Origin of the sequence: Streptomyces sp. NPDC098789, assembly GCF_044759975.1 — a bacterium.
In the GTDB taxonomy this organism is placed as follows: Bacteria; Actinomycetota; Actinomycetes; order Streptomycetales; family Streptomycetaceae; genus Streptomyces.
On the sequence record NZ_JBIWAJ010000006.1, the window covers coordinates 62,484 to 85,118 of the forward strand.

Here is a 22,635-nt window from a genome sequence, read left to right on the forward strand (position 1 = left end):
CTGTGCTGGGGTCCGCCGTCGGCCGGTGCGCGCTACTCGTGGGAAGCGGCTCCGGCCGGCGACTTGCGCGTCATATCCGCGTCCGGGTGGCGATCACCTCTTGCGCACGACGACGAAGTCGGCGAGGGCGACGAGCTGGTCGCGCACCCGCTGGGGCATGTCCACGTCGTCGAGCGCCTTGACGGCGATCACGTGCTGGCGGCGCGCCTCGTCGGCGGTCCACTGGCGACCGCCCGCCGCCTCGATGAGCGCGGCGCGGGCCGCGAACTCCTCCTCCGAGAAGTTCTCGAAGTCGTTGCTCTTCGCATCGGCGGCGAGGAGTTCGCCGAGCTCCTGGGAGGCCGGGCCGCCCGCGGCGAGCGCGGCGACCACGGGCAGGGACTTCTTGCGCTGGCGCAGGTCGCTCCAGGTCTGCTTGCCCGTGGACTCGGGGTCGCCCCAGATGCCGAGCAGGTCGTCGACGGCCTGGAAGGCGAGGCCGAGGTGGTAGCCGTACTCCTCCAGCTTGTCGGCCGTACGGTCGTCGGCGCCGCCGAGCACCGCGCCGATGGAGACCGCGCAGGCGAGCAGCGCGCCGGTCTTGTTGCCCTCCATCTCCAGGCATTCCTCGACGCTGACGCGCTCGCGGTGCTCGTAGGAGATGTCCTGGGCCTGGCCGTCGATCAGCTTGCGGCTGGCGGTGGTCAGTCGGAGCGCGGCGCGACCGGCCTCGACCGTGCCCAGTTCCAGCAGGAGCTCGTTGGCGAGCGCGAACAGCGCGTCGCCGACCAGGATCGCCAGGGCCGGGCCGTGCACCTTCCACACCGTGTCGCGGTGGCGGCGCTGCTCGTCGCCGTCCATCAGGTCGTCGTGCAGCAGGGAGAAGTTGTGCACCAGCTCGACGGCGACCGCGCCGGGGACGCCGACCTCGGCCGCCGCGCCCGCCGCCTCGGCGGAGAGCAGCGCGAGCGCGGGGCGCACGGCCTTGCCGCCGTCGCCGTCGGCCGGGTTGCCCTGGGCGTCGATCCAACCGAAGTGGTAGGCGGCGACGGTGTCCATGGGCGGTGCGAGCCGCGAGACCGCCGCGCGCAGGACGGGAGTCGACAGGGTGCGGCCGCGCTCCAGGAGCGCGACGGTGTCCGTGCGCTCCGCTCCGCCGCGGGCCGCGCCCGCGGCGCTCGCTGCGCCCTCGGCCTGCTCGGCGCTCCCGACAGCCGGGTTCCCCGGGTTCACTGGCTCTCCTCTGGTTCCTGTACGTGCGGTACCGGTCGTGCTGGTGATCGTCATGCCGCCTCCTGCAGCGGGTGTTCGCGGGGGCGGCCGAGGGCGGCGAGCGCGGCGTGGGCCGCGTTCAGTCCGCTCCGTACGGCGCTCTCCATGGTGGCGGGCCAGCCGGTGGCGGTCCACGCGCCGGCCAGGTACAGCCCGGGCGCGTCGGTGCGGGCCGCCGGTCGCAGCCGGCCGACGCCGGGCGTGGGGGCGAACGTGGCCGTCCGCTCCCGGGTGACGAAGAAGTCGCGGACCTTGGCGCCGCGGGCGGCGGGCAGCAGCCGCTCCAGCTCGGGCAGGTACTTCGCGCGCAGCACCGAGACGGGTTCGTCGATGTCGTCCTGGGCGACGGACTGGGACAGGGCCAGGTACTGGCCGCCGTCGGCCAGGCCGGAGCTGTCGGTCCGGTCGAAGACCCACTGGACCGGGGAGCCGAGCGCCGCGAAGAAGGGCTGCTTGAGCACCTTGCGGTCGTAGACGACGTGGACGTTGAGGATGGGTGCGGTGCCGATGTCGAGGAGCTTGTCGGGGTCCTCCAGGGCGCCGGGGGGCAGCAGGCCGTGGGCCTCGCCCTGCGGGACGGCGAGCACGACGGTGTCGGCGTCGATGCTCCGGTCCTCGGTGGCGACGCGCCAACCGCCCTCCGGGGCGCGGCTGATGTCGGTGACGCGGGCGCGCAGTTCGGTGCGGACGCCGGCCGCGTCGAGGGCCTTGCGGGCGAGCGTGTCGTGGAGGTCTCCGAGCGGCACCCGGGCCCAGCCGATGTCGGCCGCGCCGTTCTCGGAGAGCAGTCCGGTCTTGAAGACCATGGCGGCCAGTCCGAGCGAGGACTGTGCGGCGGTGGCGTTCAGGGTGGCGATGCCGACGAGGTCCCACAGGGCCTCGATGGCCCGCGGGGACTGTCCGTAGCGGCCGAGCCAGGTCGCGAAGTCCAGCCCGTCGAGCGCCGGGTCGGCCGGGTCGAGGCGGCGCAGCGCGAGGGCCGCCCGTCCGACGCTCGCCCGCTCGGCGAGGGAGAGGTGCGGGTAACGGGCCAGCGACGAGGCGAGGTGCAGGGGGACGGGCAGGGCGCTGCGGCGCAGTCGGCCCAGCCGCGGCCCGCCGGGGTGCGCGACGTCGAGGACGGGTACGTCGAGCCGGTCCTGCAGCGGGGCGAGGTCGGCGCCGTCGATCCGGTCCAGGAACCAGCGGTAGGCGGTGCAGCAGCGCAGGTACACGTGCTGGCCGTTGTCGACGTCGAGGTCGCCGCGCTTGAAGGAGAAGGCGAGCCCGCCGAGCCGCGGGCGGCCTTCCAGCAGCGTCACGCGCATGCCGGCGTCGGCGAGCTGGAGCGCGGCGCTCGCTCCGGCGAGGCCGCCCCCGATGACCACCGCTCGGTCCGCGGTCATTGATCCTCCTTGTTCGCCCCGACAGACGCTGAGGCGCCGCTCGGGGTTGCGCCGGTTCGCATCAGGGCCGCCTCCGGGTGCTCTGGCGCGAGATGGTCCGGGCGTCGAGGCCCGAGAGGCCGCGCACGGCGACGTACGCCTTCTCGCGGGCCGGCAGCGAGACGCGCCCGCGCAGCACCGCCTCGGGTTCGCGCTCGATCCGGTCGAGCAGGCGCCGGTAGATCCCGGCCATGGCGGCGACGCAGGCGCCGCTGCGCCGGTCGAGCATGGGCAGCAGCCGGTAGCCCTCGACGAACAGGGCGCGGGCGCGGCGCACTTCGTGGTGGACGAGCCCGGCGAAGTCCGCTCCGGCGGGGGCCCGGTCGCTGTGGAAGCCGTCGGAGCAGCCGAACTTGGCGAGGTCCTCGGCGGGCAGGTAGGTGCGCCCGTTGCCCGCGTCCTCGCGAACGTCGCGGAGGATGTTGGTGAGTTGCAGGGCGAGGCCGAGCGTGTCGGCGTACTCGCCCGCGCGGGCGGCGTCCGGCGCGCCGGGCGTGGTGCCGAACACGCCGAGGGAGAGCCGGCCGATGGCGCCCGCGACGCAGCGGCAGTAGACCTTGAGGTCGTCCCAGGTCTCGTAGCTCTCGCCGCGGACGTCCATCAGGACGCCGTCGATGAGTTCGTCGAGGCCGCCGAGGGGGATGGGGAAGCGGCGGGCGGCGTGGGCGAGGGCGACGGCGACCGGGTCGGTGTCGTCCTCGTCGACGCCGCCGTCGATGACCCGGGCGAGCAGGGCGCGGGTCTCCTCCAGCCGGGCGAACTTGGCTTCGGGCGGGAGCGTCCCGTCACCGATGTCGTCGACGCGCCGGGAGAAGGCGTACAGCGCGGACATCGCCTGCCGCTTGTCGGTGGGCAGCAGCCTGATGCCGTACGCGAAGTTGCGCGCCTGCGATCCGGTGACGGCTTCGCAGTAGCTGTAGGCGGCGAGTACCGGTGCCGACGGGGCGGACGGTGCGGACGCGTGCGTGGGGCCCTCCACGTTCGGGCTCACCTCTTTCTCGGCGCTGTGCGCAGGACGGCGGCCACCTCGCGGAGCAGGCCGCTCCTGGTGGGCTTGGGCGGGCCGGGTGCCACGTCGAATCCGGCGGCTGCCACGGCGTTCAGGGCGGCGCGCCCGCCTCCCACGAAGCCCGCGAGCAGCACCCGGAGTCTGCCGTGCACGCTACCCACCAGGGGGGTGCCTTCATTCAGGAGGTGGCGGGCGCGTTCGGATTCGAACGCGACCAGGGAGCGGACGGACGCGTTCGCGACCGGGGCGCGCAGGTCGGCCTCGGTGACGTGGAAGCGGCGCATGTCCTGGGCCGGGAGGTAGATCCGGTCCCGGTCCAGGTCCTCGGTGATGTCCTGGAGGTGTTCGACGATCTGCAGGGCGGTGCAGATCTCGTCGGAACGGCGCACGCGTTCGGGTGTGCTGGTTCCGGTGAGGGAGAGCACGAGGCGGCCGACCGGGTTGGCGGACAGTTCGCAGTAGGCGAGCAGGTCCTCGTACGTCTCGTAGCGCGCCACCCGCTGGTCCTGCCGGTTGGCTTCGACGAGCCCGAGGAAGGGCTCGGGGGTGAGCGCGTGGGTGCGTACGACGGGCCGCAGGGCCTGGAGCAGCGGGTGGCGCGGGCCTTCGCCCGAGGAGGCGAAGACCCGGTGCAGGTCGGCTTCGAGGGCGTCCAGCACGGCGAGCCGGTCGTCGACCTGTTCGGGGTCCAGGCCCAGGAGCGCGGCGTCGCGGCCACCGGGGGCGAGGTCGCCGTCGCCGATGTCGTCCACCAGGCGGGCGTAGCCGTAGACCGCGGTCAGGCCATCGCGCCAGGCGCGGGGCAGGAAGGCGGGCGCGACGGGGAAGTTCTCCGCGGCGGCCTTGCGGAGGGTGGCGCGCGCGGGGTCGGCGTCCTCCCGGGGACGGATGCGCTGCCCCGGGGTCACCGCCCGCCGCCCGGGGCGGGGACGGCCAAAACGCCTGGGGGCCGGAGAATTCCCGTAGCCATTGCCGTCACATCTCCCGTTCTACACTGCCGACCCAATACATCCTATTTCGGACACGCCGCCGGACTTTACCCGGGGTGCGCCGGGCCGTTCACCTGCGGGGAATCCGGCCCGCATACCGCGATTCAGGACCGGTCCAGCTTACGTTGTACAACGGCGCCGGGGCCTATCGGGTATTCGCCCCATTACGAGATGTCACAGCTGGGGAAATATCTCCACCGCGCGACCCCGCGGAACGGGTAGGAAGAGGACATCGCGAGTCCGCCTCCAGGGGGTGTCGACACGCCGAAGGCCCCGGCCGCTCAGCACGGCGGGGCCCTCGGCGTGTCGCCCGGCGGATCCGGCGGGATCCGAAAGGGACGGCCTAGCTCCCGGTCTCCTTCTCGTAGGCGGAGACGACCTCTTCGGTCGGTCCGTCCATGAGGAGTTCGCCGCGCTCCAGCCAGAGCACCCGGTCACAGGTGTCGCGGATCGACTTGTTGCTGTGGCTGACGAGGAAGACCGTGCCGGCCTCCTTGCGCAGTTCGCGGATGCGCTCCTCGGAGCGGATCTGGAACTTCCGGTCTCCGGTGGCGAGCGCCTCGTCGATCATCAGGACGTCGTGGTCCTTGGCCGCGGCGATGGAAAAGCGCAGTCGGGCCGCCATGCCGGAGGAGTAGGTGCGCATCGGAAGGGAGATGAAGTCGCCCTTTTCGTTGATGCCGGAGAAGTCCACGATCCCCTCGTAGCGCTCCTTGATCTCCTCGCGGGACATGCCCATCGCGAGGCCGCCGAGCATCACGTTGCGCTCGCCGGTCAGATCGTTCATCAGCGCCGCGTTCACGCCGAGCAACGAGGGCTGCCCGTCGGTGTAGACCTTGCCGGACTCGCAGGGCAGCAGCCCGGCGATGGCCCGCAGCAGGGTGGACTTGCCGGAGCCGTTGGAGCCGATCAGGCCGATGGCCTCGCCGCGGTACGCGGTGAAGGAGACGCCGCGCACGGCGTGCACCTTGCGCACCCCGGGCGTGTCGCCCTTGTTCTTGCTGCGGCGGACTATCTTGCTCAGGGCGGCGGTCGCGCTGCCCTTGCCCCCGCCGCCGGTGTTGACGCGGTAGACGATGTGCACATCGTCGGCGATGACGGTGGGGACCTGCCCCACGGTGGTGTCAGCCACGGCCGTAACGCTCCTCGGACTTCCAGAAGTACACGAAGCCCAGCCCGCCGACGACGACCGCCCAGCCGAGCGCGAAGGCCCACACGTGCGGCGGCAGCTTGGCGGCGGTGTAGTTGTCGATCAGCGCGTACCGGATGAGGTCCATGTAGATGGCCGCCGGGTTCCACTGCAGGACGTCCGAGATCCACTGCGGCTTGCCCCTGAGGAACGCCTCGATGGAGAACATCACGCCGGACGTGTACATCCAGGTGCGCAGCAGGAACGGCATCAGCTGGGCGAGGTCGGGGGTCTTCGATCCCATTCGCGCGAAGACCAGCGCCAGCCCGGTGTTGAAGACGAACTGGAGCACCAGCACGGGCACCACCAGCAGCCAGGAGAGCCGTGGGTAGTTGCCGAACCCGATGGTGATCACGACGACCACGATCATCGAGTACAGCAGCTGCTGGAGCTGCTGGAGCGAGAAGGAGATCGGCAGCGAGGCGCGCGGGAAGTGCAGGGCCCGCACCAGGCCGAGGTTGCCGGAGATCGCCCGGACACCGGCCATCACGGAGCTCTGGGTGAAGGTGAAGACGAAGATCCCGATGACCAGGAAGGGGATGTACTCCTTCAGGGTCATGCCCTTGGACGCGCCGAGGATCACGCCGAAGATCAGCAGGTAGACACCGGCGTTCAGCAGCGGGGTCGCCACCTGCCAGATCTGGCCGAGCTTCGCCTGGCTGTACTGGGCCATCAGCTTGGCCTGGGAGAAGGCCATGATGAAGTGGCGACGTCCCCAGAGCTGCCGGACGTACTCGCCGAGCCCGGGCCGGGCACCGCTCACGGACAGGCCGTATTTCTTGGCTAGCTCCGCGGCCGTGAGGCCTTCGTCGGCTGACGGCGGCCTGCTCGTGGCGAGGGCGCCGTCGTGGGTTGTGTCACTCACAAGTTGAAACTTTCGTCTTCAAGATGCGGCAGGGGGCGTCGGGCCGGGGCGCCGAGTGCCAGGGATAGGCACCCATGCTCCCAGACCCGGCGTTGTCGTCAGATGACGGGTGGTCGGCGCCGTCAGATGACGGGGGGCCGACCGAGCCTGGTCAGCCGCCATACGGTCCGCCACTTCATGGGGCGGCGGGGACCGCACGGGGTGACCCAGCCCTCCTTGAACCCGCCGAACCACGCCTTGAGGGCGCTCGCGGAGGGGCGGCGGGCCAGCGTCAGCAGCAGCCAGACGCCGACGTACACGGGAACGAGCGGGGCGGGCAGGTTGCGCCGGGCCAGCCACACCCGGTTGCGGGCCACCATCCGGTGGTAGACCGCGTGCCGGGAGGGGGCCGTCTTCGGGTGCAGGAGCACCATGTCGGCGCGGTAGTCGATCAGCCAGCCCGCGTCGAGCGCGCGCCAGGCCAGGTCGGTCTCCTCGTGCGCGTAGAAGAACTCCGCCGGCAGCGCTCCGACCTGCTCGAACACCTTCGTCCGTACGGCGTTGGCGCCGCCGAGGAAGGTGGTCACGCGGGAGGAGCGCATCGGGTCGGAGGCGCGCAGCCGGGGCACGTGCCGGCGCTGGGTCTCGCCGCTCTCCGGATCGGTGATCCGGAAGCTGACGATCCCCAGTGCCGGGTCCTCGGCGAAGGCCCGGCGGCACAGCTGCGCGGTGTCGGTGCGCTCCAGCAGCCCGTCGTCGTCGAGGAAGAGCAGGGCGTCCACGTCGCGGCCACCGGGGCCGAAGGCCTCGATGCCGACGTTGCGGCCGCCGGGGATGCCCAGGTTCTCGGGCAGGTCGATGGTGCGGACCCCGTCGGGCAGGTCGGTGACCCGTACGCCCTGGCCCACGACGACCACCTCGACGGGGTCGCCCTCCTGCCGGGCCACGGAGTCGAGCAGCGCCTTCAGCTCGTCGGGCCGGTTGCCCATGGTGATGATCACGGCGCCCAGCCGCAGCGGCGCGGTCACTTGAGCCTGCTGGAGGCCAGGATGGAGACCAGGTGCAGCACGGTCTGGAGCATCGCGATGCCCGCCAGCACGGCGACGCCGAGCCGGGAGAAGTACAGGTCGCCACGGACCTGGTCCACGACGGCCAGCGCCAGGATCAGCAGGGACGCCTCGATGCCGAGGACCAGCCGGTGGAACTTGAGCGCGGCGGCGGCCTTGCGGGCCAGTGCCACGCCGGAGGAGCGCGGCTCGGCCGCCGCGTCCTTGACCACGGGCTTGCCGGCCTGGTGCCGGGCGACGCCGACCAGGTCGGTCTCGGCCTTGATCAGGATCGCGCCGAGCGCCGCCAGGGTGCCGAGGAAGGCCCACAGCCAATCGATCCGCCCGCCGCCCCACAGGTCGGCGGCGCGCAGGCCGAAGCCGACGAGGACGGCCGCGTCGCACAGGTAGGCGCCGACGCGGTCCAGGTACACGCCGGAGAGCGAGAACTGCTTCTTCCAGCGGGCCACCTCGCCGTCGACGCAGTCGAGCAGCAGGTAGAGCTGGACCATGACCACGCCGAGGACGGCGCCCCAGACGCCCGGCAGCAGCAGCGCCGGGAGGGCGAGGACACCGGCGAGGGTCATCACGTAGGTCAGCTGGTTCGGCGTGACCTTGGTGGTGACCAGGAGGCGGGTGATGCGCAGGGAGATCTCGCGCATGTAGAGGCGCCCGCCCCAGTGCTCGCCGCTGACCCGGTCCTTGACGCCCGCCGGGTGAACGACGGGCCGGAGTTCAGCTACGGATGGTCTCTGCATAGTCGGAGTAGGCGTCCCTGATCTCGGCGGCGGACAGGTTGAGGTGCTCCAGGATGGTGAAACGTCCCGGTCGGGTCTGGGGTGCGTACTCCACGGCCGCGACGAACTCGTCCACGCTGAAACCGATCTCCTCGGGCAGCACGGGCAGCGCGTGGCGGCGCAGCACCTCGGCGAAGAGCCCGGCCTGCTCGGTGGCCCCGCGCAGGTGCATCGCGAAGGCCGCGCCGAGGCCGACCTGCTCGCCGTGGAGCGCGGAGCGCCCCGGGTACAGCAGGTCGAAGGCGTGGCTGATCTCGTGGCAGGCGCCGGAGGCCGGGCGGGTGTCCCCGCTGATCGACATGGCGATGCCGGTGAGCACCAGGGACTCGGAGAGCACGGTGAGGAACTCGTCGTCGCCGACCGTGCCGGGGTGGCGCAGTACGGCTTCGCCCGCGGTGCGGGCCATGGCGGCGGCCAGGCCGTCGACGGGCTCGTCGGTGATCTTGTGCGACAGCTCCCAGTCGGCGATGGCCGAGATGTTGGACAGCGCGTCGCCGATGCCGGAGCGGACGAACCGCACCGGGGCGTCGCGGACCACGTCCAGGTCGATGACCAGGGCGATCGGCGTGGGGACTCCGTAGGAGCCGCGGCCGTTGTCGTTGTCCAGCGTGGCGACCGGGGAGCAGATGCCGTCGTGCGAGAGGTTCGTGGCGACGGCCACCATGGGCAGGCCGACCCGCGCCGCGGCGTACTTCGCCACGTCGATGATCTTGCCGCCGCCCAGGCCCACGACGGCGTCGTAGCGGCGACCCTTTATGTCGTCGGACAGCTTGACGGCGGAATCGATCGTGCCGTCGACGACCGGGTACCAGTCGGCGTGCGGCAGGACGGGCTCCAGCTTGGCGCGCAGCGCCACCCCGGAGCCGCCGCTGATCGCGATCGCCAGCTTCCCGGACGCGGAGATCCGCTGGTCGGCCAGCAGGCCGGCCAGGTCGTCCATGGCGCCACGACTGATGTCGACGACGACCGGCGAGGGGATGAGCCGCGTCAGTACAGGCATGCGATCGTCCGGCCCTTGGCGAGGTCGTCGTGGTTGTCGATCTCGACCCACTTGACGTCACCGATGGGGGCCACGTCGATCGTGAAACCGTCGTTGACGAGCTGCTGGTAGCCGTCCTCGTAGTAGAGGTCGGGGTCGCGCTCGAAGGTGGTCTTCAGCGCCTCGGCCAGCGCCTCGGCGGCCTCCGGCTCGATCAGGGTGACGCCGATGTACTCGCCGGTCGCGGTGGCGGGGTCCATCAGCTTGGTGATCCGGCGCACGCCCTGCTCGCCGTCGGTGATGACCTTCATCTCCTCGTCGGCCAGGTGCTTGACCGTGTCGAGGGCGAGGATGATCTTCTGGCCCTGGCCGCGGGCGGCGAGCAGGGTCCGCTCGACGGAGACCGGGTGCACGGTGTCGCCGTTGGCGAGGATGACGCCCTGCTTCAGGACCTCACGGGCGCACCACAGGGAGTAGGCGTTGTTCCACTCCTCGGCCTTGTCGTTGTCGATCAGCGTGATCTTGACGCCGTACTTGGCCTCCAGGGCCTCGCGGCGCTCGTAGACGGCTTCCTTGCGGTAGCCGACGACGATCGCGACCTCGGTGAGGCCGACCTCGGCGAAGTTGCCGAGGGTCAGGTCGAGGACGGTGATGCTCTCCTCGTCGCCAGCGGGGCCGACGGGCACGAGGGCCTTGGGGAGGGTGTCGGTGTAGGGACGCAGGCGGCGTCCGGCACCGGCCGCGAGGACAAGGCCGATCATGCTGGTTCTCCTTCGTCATGTACGGCGGGTGCTCCCGAGGAGACCCAGAACCGGATGCTCTCCACGAGCACCACGAGTGCCACGAACACGGCCAGGGCCGTGAGCGCGACGGGGAAGTCCGTGGCGCGCTCCGCCAGGACGGTGGCCAGGACCGTGATCAACAGGACCCGGCCCTCGTGGCCGCCCGTCGTCCGCACCAGCCAGTGCGGGGGCGCGCCGGTGCCGCCGCGGATGCGGTACACCGTGTCGTAGTGATGGTAGGCGACCGCCGCGACCAGTCCGAATGCCGCGGGAAGGGCTCCGGGGACGTCCGACTTCACGGCGAGCGCGAGGACGGTCACGTACTCGGCGAACCGGAAGAGGGGCGGGACGAGCCAGTCGAGGGCGCCCTTGAGGGGGTAGGAGACCGCCGCGCCCGCGAAGATGACGTAGCCCACGGCGGTCGTGATCAGCCAGGGGTCGCCGAAGTCCTGGGTGACGGCCCCCCCGGCCATCACCAGGGAGGAGCCCAGGGCCAGCCACAGCGAGGCGCGCGTCGGCTTGCGGCGGGCGATCCGGCGGGTGTCGCGCCAGGCGCGCACCCCCGAGTCGGCCAGCTCGGCCAGGGCCTCGGCGGCCCGGTCGGTCCGCTTCGCCTTGCGGGTCAGGGAACGCAGCACCCGGCCGGCGGTGGTGTAGAGCGCGCCGAAGGCGCAGCCGACGAGCAGGGCGTAGAAGACGGTGCGGGGGGTGGTGACGGCGGTCAGGACCGCGATCATCGCCCAGCGCTCACCGATCGGCAGGATGATCATCCGGCGGACCCAGACCGTCCAGCCGACGCTGTCGAGCTTGTCGGACAGCGCGGCGGTGGGGCTCGTGTTGGCGGTCGCGTCGTGGTTGGCCTCGTTGAAGGCGAAGTCCACGACGTGGCGGCAGGTCATCAGGATCATCGAGCCGAGCGCCAGGGCCCAGACGTCGTCACCGTTGCGAGCCGCGCCGAGCGCCAGCCCCGCGTAGAAGGAGTACTCCTTCGCGCGGTCGAAGGTGGCGTCGAGCCAGGCGCCCATCGTCGAGTACTGGAGCGAGTAGCGGGCGAGCTGCCCGTCGGTGCAGTCCAGGACGAAGGAGACGAGGAGCAGGACGCCCGCGGCGACGTAGCCCCAGCGGTCCCCGGTCGCCGCGCAGCCCGCCGCGATCAGCGCGGTGATCAGCGAGGCGGTGGTGACCTGGTTCGGGGTCAGCCCCCGGCGCGCGCACCAGCGGGCGATGTAGCGCGAGTACGGGCTGATGAAGAAGGTGGTGAAGAACCCGTCGCGGGACTTCACGGCGGTGCGCAGCCGGACGGCCTCGTCGTCGACGGCGGCCACGGCGGCCTCGGCGGCCCGGCGCTCGTCGCCCGTCGCGGGGACGGCCGCGACGAGGCTGCCCAGCTCGGGGCGGTGGACGGGGGTGCCGGTGGCCTCGACGGACGCGGCGAGCCGGTCGGCGTAGGGAGCGGGGTCCGCTTCCCCGCCGTCGGCGCCGGTAGCGGCGGCCCGGGCGAGCGCGGCGCGGGCGCCGCTCTGCACGGCGAACGCGCCCGGCACCGCGCAGGCGTCGAAGCGCGGGTCGGTGAGGGCGAGGCGCAGGGCGTGCAGGTGTCCGACGAATTCACTGTCGACGATCGCGACCCGCTGGTCGGCGGGTACGGCGGCCAGCGCGGCGGTGGCGCGTGCCGGGTCGGTCGCGGGCTCGACGTCGAAGCCGAGCGATCTCAGCTCGTCCGCGAGTGCTGAGCCGGGGACCGGCTGGCCGGTGAGGATGGCGGTCGGCAGACGAACTCACTCCTTGCGACGTACACACGGGACGGCCACCAGGTGGGGCGGCGGCACGTCGGCAGAGGCTATCGGATGAATGGAAGCGGGGGTTCACCACCCGATCGCCGCCCGACAATCCGATGATTACCGGGCGCGCGGACCCTTTCGGATCATCATTGACGATCGTGCCACGCTCACCAAACCGCCCGGATGTTAGGGTATTCGCCAGCGTGTACGAATCATGTTCAAGCGCCTTCTAGTACGCCTTAACGCGTCCTGGCGCGAGAAGAACCGACTTATACGGAAAAGAGGTGGGGTTGATGACCGTCATAGGGATCGCCGCCGTGCAGGGCGACCACCACCGGTACCCCACCATTCACCGGGTGTCCGGCCGAGCCTGATCACCAGGCGTCGGCCGGAGCCCTTTTCCGAGGGTTCACGTTGACCGACAAGTCCTTCTCCCACTCCTCCACCCGCTCCTCCACCCACGCCTCCGCCTGGCCGGCCCGGCCGGAGCTCCCGTCCGACGTGGCCGCGGTCCGCGCCGTCAACCTGGCCGCCTTCGAGTCCGCTCTGGAGGCGGACCTCGTGGACGCGCTGCGGCTCGACGACGCCTGGCTGCCCGGGCTCTCCTACGTCACCGAGGCCCCCGACGGCTCGATCGCCTCGCACGCCCTGCTCACCCGCTGCACGGTGGACGGCTCGCCCGCGCTCGCGCTCGCCCCGGTCGCGACCGCTCCCGCCCACCAGCGCTCCGGCGCGGGCAGCGCGGTCGTGCGCGCCCTGCTCGCGGCGGCCCGGGAGCGCGCGGAACCGCTCGTTCTGGTGCTGGGGCACCCCGCGTACTACCCGCGCTTCGGATTCGTCCCCGCGTCGGGCTTCGGCATCCGTGCGCCGTTCGAGGTACCCGACGACGCCATGATGGCTCTAGTGCTGGACGATTCCGTCCCTGTACCTATGGGCACGATCACGTATCCCGCCCCCTTCGGCGTCTGAGGCGTCCGACCCCCGCGGGCTGCCCTCCGCCGCATACCACGCGGTGGAGGGCAGCCCGGCACAGATCACCGAAGTGGGGACAAGCCGCTTTTGTGCGGCAGACTGAACGCCGAAGTCCGAAGCGAAGGATGGGTATGCCGACCACACCAGCCACCGCCGCGAACAGCGCGTCCACCGGCACCGGCACTCAAGAACCGATCATGCTCGAACTGGTCGACGAGTCCGGTCACACCGTCGGCACTGCTGAGAAGCTCTCCGCACATCAGGCGCCCGGCCTGCTGCACCGGGCCTTTTCCGTGTTCCTCTTCGACGGGCAGGGCCGACTGCTGCTCCAGCAGCGGGCCCTGGGCAAGTACCACTCCCCCGGCGTCTGGTCGAACACCTGTTGCGGGCACCCCTACCCCGGGGAGTCGCCGTTCGCCGCGGCCGCCCGGCGCACCTACGAGGAGCTGGGCGTCTCGCCCTCGCTGCTCGCGGAGGCGGGGACCGTGCGCTACAACCACCCCGACCCCGCGTCGGGGCTGGTCGAGCAGGAGTACAACCACCTGTTCGTGGGACTCGCACAGGCGAGGCTGCGCCCGGACCCGGAGGAGGTCGGCGACACCGCCTTCGTCACGGCCGACGAGCTGGTGAAGCGCCATGCCGAGGAGCCGTTCTCGGCCTGGTTCATGACCGTGCTGGACGCGGCGCGGCCGGCGATCCGCGAGCTGACCGGCGAGGCCGCGGGCTGGTAGGCCCCGAGCCGCCGCGCTCACCCACCGCCGCCGCGGGCGACGACCGCAGACCGGTCAGCCCGCGGCGGTGAGCGGCAGGGCGGCCCAGATGACCTTGCCGCCGGTGGAGGTGTGCTCGACGTCGCACACCCCGCCCGCCTCCCGCGTGACCTCCCGGACCAGCAGCAGGCCGCGCCCGCCCGTCTGCCCGAAGTCCGCTTCCAGCGCCTTGGGCCGGTAGGGGTGGTTGTCCTCGACCGCCACCCGGACCCACTCGCGGCCGATCGCGACCTCCACCGCCACCTCGGGCGAGAGCAGGGCCGCGTGCCGCACCGAGTTGGTGACCAGCTCGGAGACGATCAGCAGCAGCGCGTAGACCAGGTCCTGATCGGCCGGTACGCCCTGCCGCCCGAGCAGGTCGCGGACCGCCCGGCGCGCCTGCGGAACGGATTCTTCTAGCGAGGGCGCGGTGAACCGCCACACACCTTCGTAGGCGAGGGGACCGGCCGGGTCGTCCGGCGCGCTCCCCTCGACTGGCGGGACACTCCCGCTGACGTCCATTTCCCGGCCCCCGTCTTCACGCTCGATCGTCTCCACGCGTCAAGAGTGGGGACCGGGCTGGTCCGGACCGCGTCACTGACCACAAGTCAGCGTGATTCGGACACTATTTGACCGGTGACGCATGGCGGAGTCAGTTGTTCGACTGTTCCTGATCTTCCACGGACCGCTTGTCGGCCGCCTCCCGCGCCGCGGACGCCGCCTCCGGGGTCGTCGTCGCCGCCGTCGCGCCGTCGTCGTCCCTGACCAGGCCCAGGATGCGGCGCGCGCCCATGCCCAGCGCCACCAGACTCAGCCCGTCGAACAGCAGGGCGAGCGAGAAGAAGGTACCGATCACGTACTGACTGCTGCCGGGCCAGCTCCACAGCACCAGGATCCCCAGCAGCACCCCGAAGGCACCCTGGACCAGCGTCAGGACGAAGTTCGCACCGCGCACGACCAGGGCGCCCGCCAGTCGGAACACCCCGCCGGTCAGGAAGAGCAGCGCGGCGAACATCGTGAGCGCCTCGGCGCTCGCCTCGGGGCGCCGCAGGATCACGAAGCCCGCGGCGAGGTTGATGGCGGCGACGATCACGGCGAGCCAGAAGTAGTTGCTCTTGCGGGCCTGCACCGCCTGGAGGAGACCGACCAGACCGCCCACGAGCAGTAGCCAGCCGAAGAGGAACATCGAGGTCAGCGTGGCGACCCCGGTATAGATGAGGCCGACCAGACCGGCCAGCACGAGGATCACGCCGAGCAGGGCCAGTAGGCCGAAGCCCCGGCTCAGCTTCTCCTTGCCCTGCTTCTCCCGTCCGTTCTCGTCGATGCGGCGTGTGCGCTCTGCGGCCATGGACGTGCCTCCTCGTCGGCACCCCCCGGCTCCCCCCGGACTCTCTTGATCATAGGATCGACGGCCCGGGATAGCATCCGGCGCATGGACGCGCAGCTACTGCACACCGTCGCGGACGGGGTCGCCACGGTCGTCATCTCGCACCCCGCCAAGCGCAACGCCATGACGGCCGCGATGTGGCGCGCGCTCCCGGAGCTGCTGGAGGGCCTCGCGGCCGATCCCGCGGTACGGGCGCTCGTGCTGACCGGCGCCGGGGACACCTTCTGCGCCGGCGCGGACATCTCCTCGCTGCGGGCGCCGCAGCGGCCCGCGGAGCGCGCGCACGGGAGCGCCGGCGTCACCGGGCCCGCGGAGGATCCGCAGACCCTGGCCGTGCGGGCCGAGGAGGCGCTCGCCGCCTTCCCCAAGCCCACCCTGGCCGCGATCCGCGGGTTCTGCGTGGGCGGCGGCAGCCAGCTCGCCGCCGCCTGCGATCTGCGGTTCGCCGAGGAGGGGGCGTCCTTCGGGGTGACCCCGGCCCGGCTCGGGATCGTCTACCCCGCGTCCTCGACCCGGCGGCTCGCCGCCCTGGTGGGTCCCGCGACCGCCAAGTACCTCCTGTTCTCCGCCGAGCTGATCGATGCGGACCGGGCGCTGCGGACCGGCCTGCTGGACGAGCTGCTGCCCGCGGGCCAGCTGGACAAGCGCGTCGCCGAGTTCACCCGGATCCTGGCCGGGCGTTCGCGGCTCACCCAGGCCGCGGCGAAGGAGTTCGCGAACGGGCGCACGGACCGCGACGAGCACTGGGCGGCGCAGGCGCGCGGCAGCGGCGACACCGCCGAGGGGGTCGCCGCCTTCCTGGAGCGCCGCACGCCCGCCTTCACCTGGGCGGTCGGCGGGGACGCCGCGCCGGGCGCGGCTACTCCATGACGAAGCGGCTCTGCTCGCGCCACTCGGCCACCAGGTCCGCGGGGGCCTTCTCGGGCGAGCCCGCGTCGTAGGGCGGCTGGGGGTCGTACTCGGTGAGGAGTTGGACGGACTGGGCCAGCCGGTCCCCGCCGATCCGGCCGAGCAGGGTCAGGCCCATGTCGATGCCGGAGGACACCCCGGCCGCGGTCACGTACTTGCCGTCGGTGACGACCCGCTCCCCGGTGGGCTCGGCGCCGTACAACGGGAGCTGGTCCAGGGCCAGCCAGTGGCTGGTGGCGCGCCGGCCGCGGAGCAGCCCGGCGGCGGCGAGCAGCAGCGAGCCGGTGCACACCGAGGTGGTCCACTGCGTATGGGCGTCGGCGGTGCGCAGCCAGTCCAGGAGGACCTCGTTCTCCATCTGCGCGCTCTGGCCGGGCCCGCCGGGGACCAGCAGGATGTCCGGGGCCGGCACGTCGGCGAGGGAGCGCTCGGCGACGAGCGCGAGCTGGCCCGAGTCGTTGCGCACGGGCCCGGGGCGCTCCGCGACGAAGACGGTCTCGGCGCCGGGGAGGCGGCCGAGCGTGTCGAAGGGGCCGACGGCGTCGAGGGCGGTGAACCGGTCGAAGAGCAGGACGGCGATCTGCATGCGGTGTCCTCTGCGTGTGGGTCGGGTGAGTGCGTGGGAGGTCAGGCGGGCGCGCCGAAACGGCGCCGGTATTCGGCGGGCGGTTGGCCGAGGGTCTTGACGAAGGCGCGCCGCAACGCTTCCGGGGTGCCGTAGCCGCAGGCCCGGGCGATCTGGGCGATGCCTTCGGAGGTGTCCTCCAGCAGCCTGCGGGCGTGCTCGACCCGGACCCTTTCGACGTAGCGGCCGGGGGTCGTGCCGGTCTCGGCGTGGAAGGCGCGGGCGAAGTGGCGCGGCGAGAGCCGGGCGCGGGCGGCGAGCGCCTCGACGGTCAACTCCGCGCCGGGGTGCCCGGTGATCCAGTGCTGCACCTCGCGCAGCGGTTCGCGCTGGGCGCTCTGGGCCGCGAGCAGCGCGCTGAACTGGGCCTGGTTGCCCGGCCTGCGCAGGTAGACCACCAGGTGGCGGGCGATGTCGAGGGCGATGTCCCGGCCGTGGTCCTCCTCCACCAGGGCCAGCGCGAGATCGATGCCCGCGGTCACACCGGCCGAGGTGGCGACGTACCCGTCCCGTACGTAGATCGGCTCGGGCTCCACCCGCACCCGCGGGTAGTCGAGCGCCATCCGCGCGCAGGCGTTCCAGTGGCTGGTGGCGCGCCGGCCGTCCAGCAGCCCTGCCTCCGCGAGGAGCAGCGAGCCGGTGCAGACGGCCACGAGCCGGTCCGGCCGGGTGCCGTGCGCGCGCAGCCAGTCGGTGAGCCGGGGCTCGAAGTCCCCCCGGTACCGGCCGCCGGGCACCAGCACCGTGGTGCCCGGGCCCGGCTCGGCGCCCTCCAGCGGCCCGTCCGGGAGCAGGGTCAGCCCGCTGCTGGTCCGCACGGGCGCACCGGCCGGGGACACCGTGCGGATCCGGTACCCCTCGCGGCCGGGGAAGCGGCCCACCCCCGCGAAGACCTCGACCGGGCCGGTCACGTCCAGGCTCTGGACGCCGTCGTAGAGGAGGACGAGCACGCTGTGCCGGGGTTCGGATGGCATGGATCCATCGTCGTGCGCGGCACCGGCGTCCGCAATGTCGGGCTCCCCACCTTTCCTGCCATCGACGTGCGGGCGGGCGGGCCGGGCACGGCCGATAGGATCGACGGATCATGACTGCAACCCTCGTCGCCAAGGAACTCGCCGCCGGACACGGCGCGCGCTCGCTCTTCACCGGTCTCGACCTGGTCGTCGCCCCCGGTGACGTCATCGGCCTCGTCGGCGTCAACGGCGCCGGGAAGTCGACGCTGCTGCGCCTGCTCGCCGGCCTGGACACGCCGGAGACCGGTGAGCTGCGGCTCTCCCCGCCCACCGCCACGGTCGGTCACCTGCCGCAGGAGCCGGAGCGCCGCCCCGGCGAGTCGATCCGGGAGTTCCTGGCCCGTCGGACCGGGGTGGCCACCGCGCAGACGGAGCTGGACGCGGCCACGCAGGGCCTGGTGGACGGGGTCGCGGGCGCGGACGACGCCTACGCGAGTGCCCTGGACCGGTGGCTGGACCTCGGCGGGGCCGACCTGGACGAGCGGGCCGAGGAGGTCGCGGCCGACCTCGGGCTGTCCGTGGGCCTCGACCTGCCGATGACGGCGCTCTCCGGCGGCCAGGCCGCCCGCGCGGGCCTCGCCTCGCTGCTGCTGTCGCGCTACGACGTCTTCCTGCTCGACGAGCCGACGAACGACCTCGACCTGGAGGGCCTGGAGCGGCTGGAGTCCTTCGTGAAGGGGCTGCGCGCGGGCACGGTGGTGATCAGCCACGACCGCGAGTTCCTCACCCGGACGGTCACCAAGGTCCTCGAACTCGACCTGGCCCAGCAGGAGATCAACCTCTACGGCGGCGGGTACGACGCCTACCTGGAGGAGCGCGAGCGGGCCCGCACGCACGCCCGCGAGGAGTTCGACGAGTACGCCGACAAGCGCGCGGCCCTGGAGGGGCGCGCGCAGATGCAGCGCGGCTGGATGGACAAGGGCGTCAAGAACGCCCGGCGCAAGGCCACCGACAACGACAAGATCGGCAAGAAGTTCCGCAGCGAGGCCAGCGAGAAGCAGGCGTCGAAGGCGCGGCAGACGCAGCGCGCGATCGAGCGCCTCGACGTGGTCGACGAGCCCCGCAAGGAGTGGGAGCTGCGCATGGAGATCGCGGCGGCGCCGCGCTCCGGCTCGGTGGTCGCGACCCTGCGCGAAGCGAGCGTGCGGCGCGGGGAGTTCACCTTCGGGCCGGCCAGCCTCCAGCTGGACTGGGCGGACCGGGTGGCGATCACCGGGGCCAACGGCGCCGGGAAGTCCACGCTGCTCGCGGTGCTGCTCGGGCGGCTCGCGCCGGACTCCGGTTCGGCCACGCTCGGTTCGGGCGTCCTGGTCGGCGAAGTGGACCAGGCGCGCGGGCTGTTCCTCGGCAACGAGCCGCTGCTGGAGGCCTTCTGCGCGGCGGTGCCCGACACCGAGCCCGCGGAAGTCCGCACCCTGCTGGCGAAGTTCGGCCTGAAGGCGGCCCACGTGCTGCGCCCGGCGGGCACCCTGTCCCCGGGCGAGCGGACCCGGGCGGCGCTGGCCCTGCTCCAGGGTCGCGGGGTGAACCTGCTGGTGCTGGACGAGCCGACGAACCACCTGGACCTCCCCGCGATCGAGCAGCTGGAGTCCGCGCTGGAGGCGTACGAGGGCACCCTGCTGCTGGTCACGCACGACCGGCGGATGCTGGACGCGGTCCAGGTCACCCGCCGCTTGCGGGTGGCCGACGGCCGGGTCACCGAGGAGTAGGAGGGTCCGGCGGATGGGCCAGCACGAATGGCAGGAGCTGACCACCTCCGAACGAGCCTTCATGATCAGTTCGTACGAGATCGACCTCCTGGCCGGTGTCTGGGGCGACCTCGACGAGGCGGACCAGGACCGGTCGGTCGGCGAGCTGGCCCAGATCCTGCTCCCCCTGGTCGACCGCGGCTGGATCGAGGTGCGCCGGGTCGCCACCTGGACCTCCCCGTCCGGGCAGGAGGGCTTCGAGCACGGCGCGTTGGTGCCCCGCGCCCTGCTCCCGGCCGTCCTCGGGGACCCGGCCACCTGGGAGTACCCGCAGGACGGGGACTGGAACGGGGCGGTGACCCTGGTGGAGACCGAGGCGGGGAAGAAGATCACCCGCCTCTCCCCCGAGGAGCTGGTCGAGCAGGCCGGGCAGCCCTAGAGCGCGTCCGCCGGGGCGCTTCGCTTGCGGGCCATTCGGCCGGCCACCACGGTGCGCGGCAGGTGGCGCACGGCCAGGGCGTACGCCTTGTAGCGACGCCCGGTGATGCTCAGCGGGCGGCGCCGGGCGAGGTCGCGCAGGGCCTGGGCCACGACGGCCTCGGGCTCCAGCCAGACCGCGTCGGACAGCTTGCTGACGTCCATGCCCGCCCGCTCCTGGAACTCGGTCCGGGTGAAGCCGGGGACCACCGCGAGCACCCGGACCCCGTACGGGGCCAGGTCCACCCGCAGCGATTCGCTGAAGGCGGTGATCCAGGCCTTGGCCGCGCCGTAGGTCCCGGTGGGCAGCAGACCGGCGACCGAGGACACGTTCAGCACGGCCCCGCGGCGCCGCTCCCGCAGCCCCGGGACCAGCGCGTGGGTCAGCCGCAGCGGGACCTTGACCAGCAGGTCGAGCATCCGCTCCTCGTCCTCGACGGGGCTGTACGGGAAGGGCGCCGGGAGCCCGAAGCCCGCGTTGTTGACCAGGACGTCCACGGGCCGCTCGGTGTCCGCGAGCCGCGCGACGACACCGGCGCACTGTGCCGGGTCGAGCAGATCGGCGGGCAGCACCTCGGCGGCCGCGCCGAAGTCCCGGCCCAGTTCCTTCGCGAGGGCGTCCAGGCGCTCCTCGTCCCGGGCGACGAGGACGAGGTCGCACCCCTTGGCGGCGAAGCCGCGGGCGAAGGCGGCGCCCAGCCCGGCGCTGGCTCCGGTGATCAGAACGGTGGTTCGGTTGCTCACGTGCGTGTCACTTTCCGGCGGTTGCGGGCAGATCAGGTGGTTCGGGCAGGTCAGGTGGTTCGGGCAGCTCGGGGGCGAAGGTGCGGGTGGCGGTGGATCCGTAGGCCTGGGCGACCTCGACGAGGAAGCTCTTCTCGTCCTCCAGGTCGCTGCCCTCGACGGTGCCCGTGGGTCCGTGCACCGAGGAGGGGACGTACAGCGGCTCCGCCCCGTCCGGTGACCGCCCGGCCGATCCGTCGAGCTTGGCCTGGCGCGCCTCCTTGAGGACGCAGGCCAGCGCGGCCGCGCCGCGGCGCGGGGCGGGCACCCCGGCGCCGACGACGTGGTGGCGGGCCAGCTCCGGGACGCCCGGGACGACGTACTCGTTCAGGATCAGGATCGCGTCGCGGGTCTCGATCACCTTCCGGTAGACCAGCAGGTCGCGCGGGACCGGCGGCCACAGGAACTCCACCACGCGCCCGGCGCGCGGCTTCGTCAGCGCGACGTGCGGCACCGCCTGGACCAGGTCGCGCCACAGCGGCCACAGTCGCCAGGCGGTGCCGACGTCCGAGACGGTCCGGCGCAGTCCGAAGAGCACGGGCACGAGCAGGGCGGCGGCGCGCAGCAGCCCGTGCAGGTTCATCAGCAGGGGCAGCCAGGGCATGGCGGCGGTGGCACCGAAGAGCAGCTTCAGCAGGTAGACGAACCAGAACGCCCCGGCGAGCGCGGTGCCGAGGCCGAACAGCCACAGTCCGGCGGCCAGTCCGCGGCTCTCGGTGCGCAGGCCGTAGCGCCAGCACAGGGCCACGCAGGCGGTGTTGGCGGCGAGGTGCGCCGAGATGAGCACGAGCCAGTACCCGAGGGAGGGCACCGGATCGCCGTGCGGCGGGATGGTGTGGGTGCCGTGTCCGGGGGCGGCCAGGTCGAGCAGGACCAGCGCGGTGAGCAGGCCGATGGTGGTGACGGCGGCGCCTTGGCGCAGCAGGCGGCCCCGGGTGGTGGCCGCAGCGACGAAGTAGAGGACGGCGCCCGCCGAGAAGACCCCGATGAGGTTGCGGACCAGTCCGACGGTGTGCGAGTACTGCGGATCGCGCATCGCGTAGCTGACCACGTCGGGCAGGTTCAGGGTCATCGCGGCGGCGGCGGTGGCGACGGCGAGCAGCAGTCCGCGCTGTTGCGGGGAGCGGACGGCGGCCGGGGAGCGCAGCAGCACCGCGAGCCACAGGCACACCACGCTGGGCACGGCCAGGGAGTCCCCGAAGGCGGCGATCGGGTCAGCCGCCATGCTGCACCCGCCGGTACCCCATGGCGGACTCCAGGCGGGCCAGCGTCCCGGCGGCCTCGTCGACCGGGGGCAGCCCCGCGCTGGTGCGGATCAGGCTGGCCAGCATCTCGGCCTCCTGCTCCTGGCGGTTGGTGTAGTTGGTGCGGCCCAGGATGACCGGGGCCTGGGCGCCGCTCTCCTCGCCCTCCAGGGAGTTGTGGCCGAAGAGGATGTGGCCCAGCTCGTGCAGGACGATGTGCTCGCGGTGCAGCGGTGAGGTCTGGGCCTCGTAGAAGACGTAGTCGATGCTCGTGGTGCCCACCCACAGGCCGCACACACCGGACTCGGCGGCTTCCTTGGGGAGCGGGTGCAACCGGATGGGCCGGCCCCGCTGCTCGGCGATCCGCCCGCACAGGGCGTCGAGGGAGAACGGGTGCGGCAAGTCCAAACGACCGAGAATCGTCTCGCAGCGTTTGCGCAGGCTGAGTTGCCGGTATGGCATGTGCTCCCTCTTCGGACCCTTTCCCGGGCAGCGTCGATAGGCAGGGGCTGATGTGGGCATGACGTCCTGAGGGGGGATCAGGGAAGCCCGCCCGCCGAATGGCGAACGGGCGTTCCCACATGCCTACAGATCGGGTGCAGGAGTTGGCAAGGCGCGCCCCCGGGCAGGGGGGGTATTCAGCCAGTCCTTCCTGCCCGGGCCCGCGACCTGCGCATCAGACCCCGGCGCCGCCGGG

At 72.4% G+C, this 22,635-nt stretch carries 24 protein-coding genes; 6 read left to right on the forward strand and 18 right to left on the reverse strand.

Translation table 11 applies throughout. The features are described from left to right. Positions 1-93 precede the first annotated feature (93 nt). The 11 genes from ACIQWR_RS14880 to ACIQWR_RS14930 all read right to left on the reverse strand — a co-directional run bounded on the left by ACIQWR_RS14880 (position 94) and on the right by ACIQWR_RS14930 (position 11,854). A complete protein-coding gene (locus tag ACIQWR_RS14880; RefSeq protein WP_404008660.1) occupies positions 94-1,212 on the reverse strand; it encodes a polyprenyl synthetase family protein in 1,119 nt (372 codons plus the stop codon). Between the two features lie 50 nt (positions 1,213-1,262). Continuing rightward, positions 1,263-2,636: a hydroxysqualene dehydroxylase HpnE gene (hpnE, locus tag ACIQWR_RS14885; protein WP_404008662.1), complete on the reverse strand. Its 1,374-nt coding sequence runs from the start codon at positions 2,634-2,636 to the stop codon at positions 1,263-1,265. A gap of 61 nt (positions 2,637-2,697) precedes the next feature. Beyond that, positions 2,698-3,666, reverse strand: a complete 969-nt coding sequence (gene hpnD / locus ACIQWR_RS14890) for a presqualene diphosphate synthase HpnD (RefSeq protein WP_404008665.1) — start codon at positions 3,664-3,666, stop codon at positions 2,698-2,700. Then, positions 3,663-4,592 carry a squalene synthase HpnC gene (gene hpnC / locus ACIQWR_RS14895; protein WP_404008668.1) on the reverse strand — a complete coding sequence of 310 codons (930 nt, stop codon included), beginning with the start codon at positions 4,590-4,592 and terminating at the stop codon, positions 3,663-3,665. Before hpnC ends, hpnD begins: the two co-directional genes overlap by 4 nt. Positions 4,593-5,016: 424 nt before the next feature. Then, positions 5,017-5,805, reverse strand: a complete 789-nt coding sequence (locus ACIQWR_RS14900) for an ABC transporter ATP-binding protein (protein WP_404008670.1) — start codon at positions 5,803-5,805, stop codon at positions 5,017-5,019. Continuing rightward, positions 5,798-6,727, reverse strand: coding sequence for an ABC transporter permease (locus ACIQWR_RS14905; protein WP_404008673.1), 930 nt, complete (start codon positions 6,725-6,727; stop codon positions 5,798-5,800). The genes ACIQWR_RS14900 and ACIQWR_RS14905 overlap by 8 nt, the downstream gene beginning before the upstream one ends. Before the next feature lie 122 nt (positions 6,728-6,849). Continuing rightward, the gene (locus tag ACIQWR_RS14910; RefSeq protein WP_404009349.1) at positions 6,850-7,695 is read right to left on the reverse strand and encodes a glycosyltransferase family 2 protein; all 846 of its coding nucleotides are present in this window, start codon (positions 7,693-7,695) and stop codon (positions 6,850-6,852) included. Positions 7,696-7,730: 35 nt separating this feature from the next. Then, entirely contained in the window at positions 7,731-8,510 is a 780-nt protein-coding gene (locus tag ACIQWR_RS14915) for a CDP-alcohol phosphatidyltransferase family protein (protein WP_404008676.1), read from the reverse strand. Then, complete coding sequence (locus ACIQWR_RS14920; RefSeq protein WP_354380867.1) at positions 8,488-9,549, reverse strand: iron-containing alcohol dehydrogenase family protein; 1,062 nt, start codon at positions 9,547-9,549, stop codon at positions 8,488-8,490. Before ACIQWR_RS14920 ends, ACIQWR_RS14915 begins: the two co-directional genes overlap by 23 nt. Continuing rightward, positions 9,537-10,289, reverse strand: coding sequence for a sugar phosphate nucleotidyltransferase (locus ACIQWR_RS14925; RefSeq protein WP_399256321.1), 753 nt, complete (start codon positions 10,287-10,289; stop codon positions 9,537-9,539). Before ACIQWR_RS14925 ends, ACIQWR_RS14920 begins: the two co-directional genes overlap by 13 nt. Further along, positions 10,286-11,854 carry a DUF5941 domain-containing protein gene (locus tag ACIQWR_RS14930; protein WP_404008680.1) on the reverse strand — a complete coding sequence of 523 codons (1,569 nt, stop codon included), beginning with the start codon at positions 11,852-11,854 and terminating at the stop codon, positions 10,286-10,288. Before ACIQWR_RS14930 ends, ACIQWR_RS14925 begins: the two co-directional genes overlap by 4 nt. Positions 11,855-11,899: 45 nt before the next feature. Between ACIQWR_RS14930 and ACIQWR_RS14935 the strand changes: the two genes are divergently transcribed. The 3 genes from ACIQWR_RS14935 (at position 11,900) to idi (ending at position 13,794) form a co-directional block, all read left to right on the forward strand. Next, the gene (locus ACIQWR_RS14935; RefSeq protein WP_399256318.1) at positions 11,900-12,043 is read left to right on the forward strand and encodes a hypothetical protein; all 144 of its coding nucleotides are present in this window, start codon (positions 11,900-11,902) and stop codon (positions 12,041-12,043) included. Positions 12,044-12,505: 462 nt separating this feature from the next. Continuing rightward, entirely contained in the window at positions 12,506-13,060 is a 555-nt protein-coding gene (locus ACIQWR_RS14940; RefSeq protein ID WP_404008683.1) for a GNAT family N-acetyltransferase, read from the forward strand. Positions 13,061-13,194: 134 nt separating this feature from the next. After that, positions 13,195-13,794, forward strand: coding sequence for an isopentenyl-diphosphate Delta-isomerase (idi, locus tag ACIQWR_RS14945; RefSeq protein ID WP_404008686.1), 600 nt, complete (start codon positions 13,195-13,197; stop codon positions 13,792-13,794). Between the two features lie 54 nt (positions 13,795-13,848). Here idi and ACIQWR_RS14950 read toward each other — a convergent pair whose 3' ends face one another. Both ACIQWR_RS14950 and ACIQWR_RS14955 read right to left on the reverse strand, forming a co-directional pair. Next, complete coding sequence (locus ACIQWR_RS14950; RefSeq protein ID WP_385772229.1) at positions 13,849-14,370, reverse strand: ATP-binding protein; 522 nt, start codon at positions 14,368-14,370, stop codon at positions 13,849-13,851. Positions 14,371-14,464: 94 nt separating this feature from the next. Continuing rightward, positions 14,465-15,160: an HdeD family acid-resistance protein gene (locus ACIQWR_RS14955; protein WP_404008689.1), complete on the reverse strand. Its 696-nt coding sequence runs from the start codon at positions 15,158-15,160 to the stop codon at positions 14,465-14,467. A gap of 84 nt (positions 15,161-15,244) precedes the next feature. Between ACIQWR_RS14955 and ACIQWR_RS14960 the strand changes: the two genes are divergently transcribed. Further along, positions 15,245-16,069 carry an enoyl-CoA hydratase/isomerase family protein gene (locus tag ACIQWR_RS14960; protein WP_404008692.1) on the forward strand — a complete coding sequence of 275 codons (825 nt, stop codon included), beginning with the start codon at positions 15,245-15,247 and terminating at the stop codon, positions 16,067-16,069. Here ACIQWR_RS14960 and ACIQWR_RS14965 read toward each other — a convergent pair. Both ACIQWR_RS14965 and ACIQWR_RS14970 read right to left on the reverse strand, forming a co-directional pair. Beyond that, the gene (locus tag ACIQWR_RS14965; protein WP_399256306.1) at positions 16,059-16,694 is read right to left on the reverse strand and encodes a DJ-1/PfpI family protein; all 636 of its coding nucleotides are present in this window, start codon (positions 16,692-16,694) and stop codon (positions 16,059-16,061) included. The genes ACIQWR_RS14960 and ACIQWR_RS14965 overlap by 11 nt on opposite strands. A gap of 41 nt (positions 16,695-16,735) precedes the next feature. Then, positions 16,736-17,707, reverse strand: a complete 972-nt coding sequence (locus tag ACIQWR_RS14970) for a GlxA family transcriptional regulator (RefSeq protein WP_404008695.1) — start codon at positions 17,705-17,707, stop codon at positions 16,736-16,738. Between the two features lie 110 nt (positions 17,708-17,817). Here ACIQWR_RS14970 and ACIQWR_RS14975 point away from each other — a divergent pair, with 110 nt between their 5' ends. Then, a complete protein-coding gene (locus tag ACIQWR_RS14975; RefSeq protein WP_404008698.1) occupies positions 17,818-19,455 on the forward strand; it encodes an ABC-F family ATP-binding cassette domain-containing protein in 1,638 nt (545 codons plus the stop codon). A 13-nt stretch (positions 19,456-19,468) separates the two neighbouring features. Beyond that, positions 19,469-19,873, forward strand: a complete 405-nt coding sequence (locus tag ACIQWR_RS14980) for a hypothetical protein (RefSeq protein ID WP_404008701.1) — start codon at positions 19,469-19,471, stop codon at positions 19,871-19,873. Here ACIQWR_RS14980 and ACIQWR_RS14985 read toward each other — a convergent pair. The 3 genes from ACIQWR_RS14985 to ACIQWR_RS14995 are packed head-to-tail and all read right to left on the reverse strand — an operon-like array spanning position 19,870 to position 22,346. Then, a complete protein-coding gene (locus ACIQWR_RS14985) occupies positions 19,870-20,655 on the reverse strand; it encodes an SDR family NAD(P)-dependent oxidoreductase (protein ID WP_404008704.1) in 786 nt (261 codons plus the stop codon). The two genes, ACIQWR_RS14980 and ACIQWR_RS14985, sit on opposite strands and share 4 nt — an antisense overlap. Positions 20,656-20,662: 7 nt before the next feature. After that, a complete protein-coding gene (locus ACIQWR_RS14990) occupies positions 20,663-21,919 on the reverse strand; it encodes an MAB_1171c family putative transporter (RefSeq protein WP_404008707.1) in 1,257 nt (418 codons plus the stop codon). Beyond that, complete coding sequence (locus ACIQWR_RS14995) at positions 21,909-22,346, reverse strand: hypothetical protein (protein WP_404008710.1); 438 nt, start codon at positions 22,344-22,346, stop codon at positions 21,909-21,911. The genes ACIQWR_RS14990 and ACIQWR_RS14995 overlap by 11 nt, the downstream gene beginning before the upstream one ends. Between the last annotated feature and the right edge of the window lie 289 nt (positions 22,347-22,635).